The organism is Streptomyces hygroscopicus subsp. hygroscopicus, assembly GCF_001553455.1.
In the GTDB taxonomy this organism is placed as follows: Bacteria; Actinomycetota; Actinomycetes; order Streptomycetales; family Streptomycetaceae; genus Streptomyces; species Streptomyces hygroscopicus.
Genome location: NZ_BBOX01000080.1, coordinates 1 through 5,391, shown reverse-complemented (window position 1 = coordinate 5,391; position 5,391 = coordinate 1). Strand labels below are relative to the sequence as shown.

Here is a 5,391-nt window from a genome sequence, read left to right as displayed (position 1 = left end):
GTGCTGGCCCGCCCCCCCGCCTACACGCTGGAGGCGGCCCGGCTCTCGCACCCCGTCGCGTCGTACGGCTATCGCCTGATCGAACCGGACGGCCGCAGGATGCTGCCCGAGCGGCTGGCCGCGCTCGGCGTCCGCGGCCCGGAGATCGGCCGGTTGCAGCGCGAGCGGGTGCTGGAGCGCGAGGGGCGCACGGTCACGCTCGAGGAGGTCAGCGAGGTCCGCCGGGGGCAGCGCTTCGCGTTCATCATGGACACCCGGCTGTGCGACGGCGCCTACGCGCTCGCGCAGGGGTGCGATCTGCTGGTCATCGAGTCGACCTTCCTGGACGAGGACGAGGCGCTGGCCGTCGAGTACGGGCACCTGACCGCCGGGCAGGCGGCCCGGGTCGCGGCCGGGGCGGGGGTGCGGCATCTGGTGCTGACGCACTTCTCGCAGCGCTACGGCGACCCGTCCGACTTCGAGCGCCAGGCGCGGGCCGCGGGGTTCGAGGGGGAACTCACGGTGGCCCAGGACCTGATGACCGTGGCACTCCCCAAACGCCGCTGAGGGCGGACCCGGCGACGAGGCGCCGGACGCGGCTGCGTGCCGAGCGGGGCGGGGCTGGGGGCGTCCGGGGTGATGGCTGGGGTCGCGGTTGGGGCGGCTGGCGCGGGCCATACCCGTGCCGAGCGGGTGCGTCCGGTGCGAACGGTCGCGGCCGGGGCGAAAGGGCGCATCGGGGGCGTGCGGGACGGTGGCCGGGACGTGCCGGGCGGGACGGTGGCCGTACGTGCCGAGCGGAACGGCGGCCGTACGAGCCGGGCGCGACGGCGGCGGTACGAGCCGCGCGGGACGGTGGCGGTACGAGCCGCGCGGGACGGTGGCGGTACGAACCGGGGCGGACGGCGGCCCGGACGAGTGGGATACGGGCGGACCCCAGCCCCCTGCCCGTCCCATCGTGCACACTGGCCGCACCCGCATCCGACGACGGAGGCGGACCGGCCAGATCTGGGAGAGCGCGGTGACCACACACGACGGAGACAAGCTCGCGGCGGGTTATCCCCTGCTCGACCCGCTCGCGGCCGTTCGCCGGCCCGGTGACCCGGAGTGCGACGTCTATCTCACCGGCACCGTCTTCCTCGACATCATCTTCACCGGTCTGGACTCCGCCCCCGTCCGCGGTACCGAGTCCTGGGCCCGCGGCATGGGCTCGAGCCCCGGCGGCGTCGCCAACATGGCCACCGCCCTGGCCCGGCTCGGCCTGCGCACCTCGCTCGCCGCCGCCTTCGGTGACGACCACTACGGGGACTACTGCCGCGACGCCCTGGACCGCGGCGAGGGTATCGATCTCTCGCTGTCCCGTACGATCCCCGGCTGGCACTCCCCGGTGACCGTCTCCATGGCCTACGAGGGCGAGCGGACCATGGTCTCGCACGGCCATGAGGCCCCGCCGCCCGAGGAGCCCGCGCCCAGCTGCCCGCCCCCGGCCCGCGCCGCCGTGGCCTCCCTGGTGCCCGGCCGCCGCCAGGAGTGGGTCGCCGAGACCGCGCGTCGCGGCGGGCGGGTCTTCGCGGACGTGGGCTGGGACGACACCGGCCGCTGGGACCCGGCCGACCTCGCCGAGCTGGAGCACTGCGAGGCGTTCCTGCCCAACGCCGAGGAGGCGATGCGCTACACCCGCACCGACTGCCCGCGCGCCGCCGCCCGGGCCCTCGCCGACCTGGTCCCGCTCGCGGTCGTCACCCTCGGCTCCGAGGGGGCGTACGCGGTCGACGGCCGCACCGGCGAGACCGCGGAGGTGCCCGCGATCGCGGTGGAGGCCATGGATCCGACCGGGGCCGGGGACGTGTTCGTCGCCGGTTTCGTCACCGGCACGCTCGCCGGCTGGCCGCTCGCCGACCGGCTGGCCTTCGCCGGGCTGACCGCCGCGCTGTCGGTGCAGGAGTTCGGCGGGTCGCTGTCGGCGCCCGGCTGGGTGGAGATCGCCGCCTGGTGGCAGCACGCCCGCGCCTACGACGACCAGCCCGCGGGGGCGCTGCGCCGTTACGCCTTCCTCGACCGTCTGCTCCCGGCCGCCGCCCGCCCCTGGCCTCTGCGCAGGGCCGTTCCGACGATCGGTTTCCGCCAGGCGTAGGCCGAGGACGGGGACGGGGGCAGGGACGGGGCCGGGGCCGAGGACGAATGCGGTGCAGAGGACGGGTGCGGTGCCGAGGACCCGGCCGTCCGGGGCGGGCCGGTTCCCGGGAGTCCCGGTGAGCCGGTTCGCGGGAGTCCCGGTGAGCCGGTTCGCGGGAGTCCCGGTGAGCCGGGACTCCCGGGAGTCTCCGGTGACCGGGGCGATGCGTGAGCGTGGAGTAAAAGGGCTCGGGTCTTGTCGGTGCTCCGTCGTACCCTGGAAGCCGAGGTTGTCGAGCGGCGAGAACCTTTGTCACAGGAGGTAGAAGCAGGCCAGAGAGCCGGCCCATGACGCAACCAACCACAGCGCCGCAGGCGCACGCGCAGTTCACGGTCCCGAGCAAGCACCCCATGGTCATGGTCCTGGGCTCCGGTGACGCGCTGCTACGTGTGATCGAGGACGCGTTCCCGGCGACCGACATCCACGTTCGGGGCAATGAAGTCAGCGCCACCGGGGATCCCAAGGAAGTCGCCCTGGTCCAGCGTCTGTTCGACGAGATGATGCTGGTGCTCCGCACCGGTCAACCGATGACGGAGGATGCGGTGGAGCGCTCCATCTCCATGCTGCGCGCGGCCGAGAACGGCGAGGGTGGGGTGCAGGAGACCCCCGCCGAGGTGCTCACCCAGAACATCCTCTCCAACCGCGGCCGCACCATCCGCCCCAAGACGCTCAACCAGAAGCGCTATGTCGACGCCATCGACAAGCACACGGTCGTCTTCGGCATCGGCCCCGCGGGCACCGGTAAGACCTACCTGGCCATGGCCAAGGCGGTCCAGGCACTGCAGTCCAAGCAGGTCAACCGGATCATCCTCACCCGGCCGGCGGTCGAGGCGGGGGAGCGGCTGGGCTTCCTGCCCGGCACCCTCTACGAGAAGATCGACCCGTATCTGCGGCCGCTCTACGACGCGCTGCACGACATGCTCGACCCCGACTCCATCCCGCGCCTGATGGCCGCGGGCACGATCGAGGTCGCGCCGCTGGCGTACATGCGTGGCCGTACGCTCAACGACGCGTTCATCATCCTCGACGAGGCCCAGAACACGAACCCCGAGCAGATGAAGATGTTCCTCACCCGGCTCGGCTTCGACTCCAAGATAGTGATCACGGGCGACATCACCCAGATCGACCTCCCGGGCGGGACCAAGAGCGGTCTGCGCCAGGTGCGGGAGATCCTGGAGGGCGTCGAGGACGTTCACTTCTCCATGCTCACCAGCACCGACGTGGTCCGTCACAAGCTGGTCGGCCGCATCGTCGACGCATACGATCAGTACGACAGCCGCAACGGAAAGTAACTAAAAACCCCCATGGCGATCGACGTCAACAACGAATCCGGTATCGATATCGACGAGCGGGCGGTGCTCGACGTCGCCCGCTACGCCCTCGCCCGGATGCGTATCCACCCGCTCTCCGAGCTCTCGGTGATCGTCGTCGACGCCGATGCCATGGAGCAGCTGCACATCCAGTGGATGGACCTGCCGGGCCCCACCGATGTCATGTCCTTCCCGATGGACGAGCTGCGCCCGCCGTCCAAGGACGACGACGAGCCCCCGCAGGGCCTCCTGGGGGACATCGTGCTCTGCCCCGAAGTGGCCAGGAAGCAGGGGGAGGAGGCGCCGACCGGGCACTCCATGGACGAGGAACTGCAGCTGCTCACCGTCCACGGCGTCCTCCACCTCCTCGGCTATGACCACGAGGAGGCGGACGAGCGCGCCGAGATGTTCGGCCTCCAGGCCGCCATCATCGACGGCTGGCGCGCGGAGCAGGGCCTGACCGGCCCCTCCCCGGCCCCCACCGTCCGATGAGCGCGCAGCTCGTCACCGCGGCCGTCCTGCTGGTCGTGGTGGCCTGGCTGGCTGCTTGCGCCGAGGCCGGTCTCGCCCGCACCACCCGGTTCCGCGCCGAGGAGGCCGTGCGGTCCGGGCGGCGGGGCAGCGCCAAGCTGAGGCTGGTCGCCGAGGACCCCACCCGCTACCTCAACGTGGCGCTGCTGGTCCGGGTCGCCTGCGAGATGGCGGCGGGCGCGGTCGTCACCTACGCGTGTCTGCGCGAGTTCGACCAGACCTGGAAGGCGCTGACCGTCGCGATCGGCGTGATGGTCCTGGTGTCGTACGTGGCCGTCGGCGTCTCCCCGCGCACCATCGGCGCCCAGCACCCGCTCAACACCGCGACCGCCGCCGCCTACGCGCTGATCCCGCTGGCCCGGGTCATGGGCCCGATCCCGCCCCTGCTGATCCTCATCGGTAACGCGCTCACGCCCGGCAAGGGCTTCCGCAAGGGCCCGTTCGCCTCCGAGGCCGAGCTGCGCGCCCTGGTGGACCTCGCCGAGCAGGAGTCGCTGATCGAGGACGAGGAGCGGCGCATGGTCCACTCCGTCTTCGAACTCGGCGACACCCTGGTGCGCGAGGTGATGGTGCCGCGCACCGACCTCGTGGTCATCGAGCGCTACAAGACCATCCGGCAGGCCCTCACCCTCGCGCTGCGCTCCGGCTTCTCCCGGATCCCGGTCACCGGGGAGAACGAGGACGACATCGTCGGGATCGTCTACCTCAAGGACCTGGTCCGCAAGACGCACATCAGCCGCGAGGCCGAGTCCGAGCTGGTCTCCACCACGATGCGGCCCGCCGTCTTCGTCCCGGACACCAAGAACGCGGGCGATCTGCTGCGCGAGATGCAGCAGCAGCGCAATCACGTCGCCGTCGTGATCGACGAGTACGGCGGCACGGCCGGCATCGTCACCATCGAGGACATCCTCGAGGAGATCGTCGGCGAGATCACCGATGAGTACGACCGCGAGCTGCCGCCCGTGGAGGACCTCGGCGACGGCACCCACCGGGTGACCGCCCGGCTCGCCCTCGGCGACCTGGGCGAGCTGTACGGCACGGACCTGGAGGACGAGGACGTCGAGACGGTGGGCGGGCTGCTCGCCAAGGCGCTGGGCCGGGTGCCGATCGCGGGCGCCAAGGCCGAGGTGGACGTCCCCGAGGGCGGCACCGATCCCGCCCTGAAGGCGCTGCGGCTGACCGCCGAGTCCCCGGCGGGCCGCCGCAACCGCATCGTCACGGTGCTGGTCGAGCCGGTCCGCGAGACGGCGGCGGCGGAGGCGGAGAGCTAGGCCGCGAAGCGGTGGGGCCGCCGAGCCGCGGGGCTGCCGGGCTGCCGGGGCGTCGAGCCGCCTGGCCGCCAAGCTCCCGGGCCGCCTGGCCGCCTGGCCGCCGGGCTGCCGGGCTGCCAAGCTC

General features: G+C 72.5%; 5 protein-coding genes. All 5 read left to right on the top strand.

The features are described from left to right. The coding region (locus AXW62_RS08800; protein WP_252368550.1) for an MBL fold metallo-hydrolase at nucleotides 1-546 on the top strand (546 nt) is incomplete at its 5' end. Between the two features lie 454 nt (nucleotides 547-1,000). After that, nucleotides 1,001-2,113: a carbohydrate kinase family protein gene (locus tag AXW62_RS08795; RefSeq protein ID WP_060944001.1), complete on the top strand. Its 1,113-nt coding sequence runs from the start codon at nucleotides 1,001-1,003 to the stop codon at nucleotides 2,111-2,113. Between the two features lie 329 nt (nucleotides 2,114-2,442). Next, entirely contained in the window at nucleotides 2,443-3,447 is a 1,005-nt protein-coding gene (locus AXW62_RS08790) for a PhoH family protein (protein WP_030835481.1), read from the top strand. Between the two features lie 12 nt (nucleotides 3,448-3,459). Beyond that, nucleotides 3,460-3,957 carry an rRNA maturation RNase YbeY gene (gene ybeY, locus AXW62_RS08785; RefSeq protein WP_060944000.1) on the top strand — a complete coding sequence of 166 codons (498 nt, stop codon included), beginning with the start codon at nucleotides 3,460-3,462 and terminating at the stop codon, nucleotides 3,955-3,957. Beyond that, the gene (locus AXW62_RS08780) at nucleotides 3,954-5,267 is read left to right on the top strand and encodes a hemolysin family protein (protein ID WP_060943999.1); all 1,314 of its coding nucleotides are present in this window, start codon (nucleotides 3,954-3,956) and stop codon (nucleotides 5,265-5,267) included. Before ybeY ends, AXW62_RS08780 begins: the two co-directional genes overlap by 4 nt. Nucleotides 5,268-5,391 lie beyond the last annotated feature (124 nt).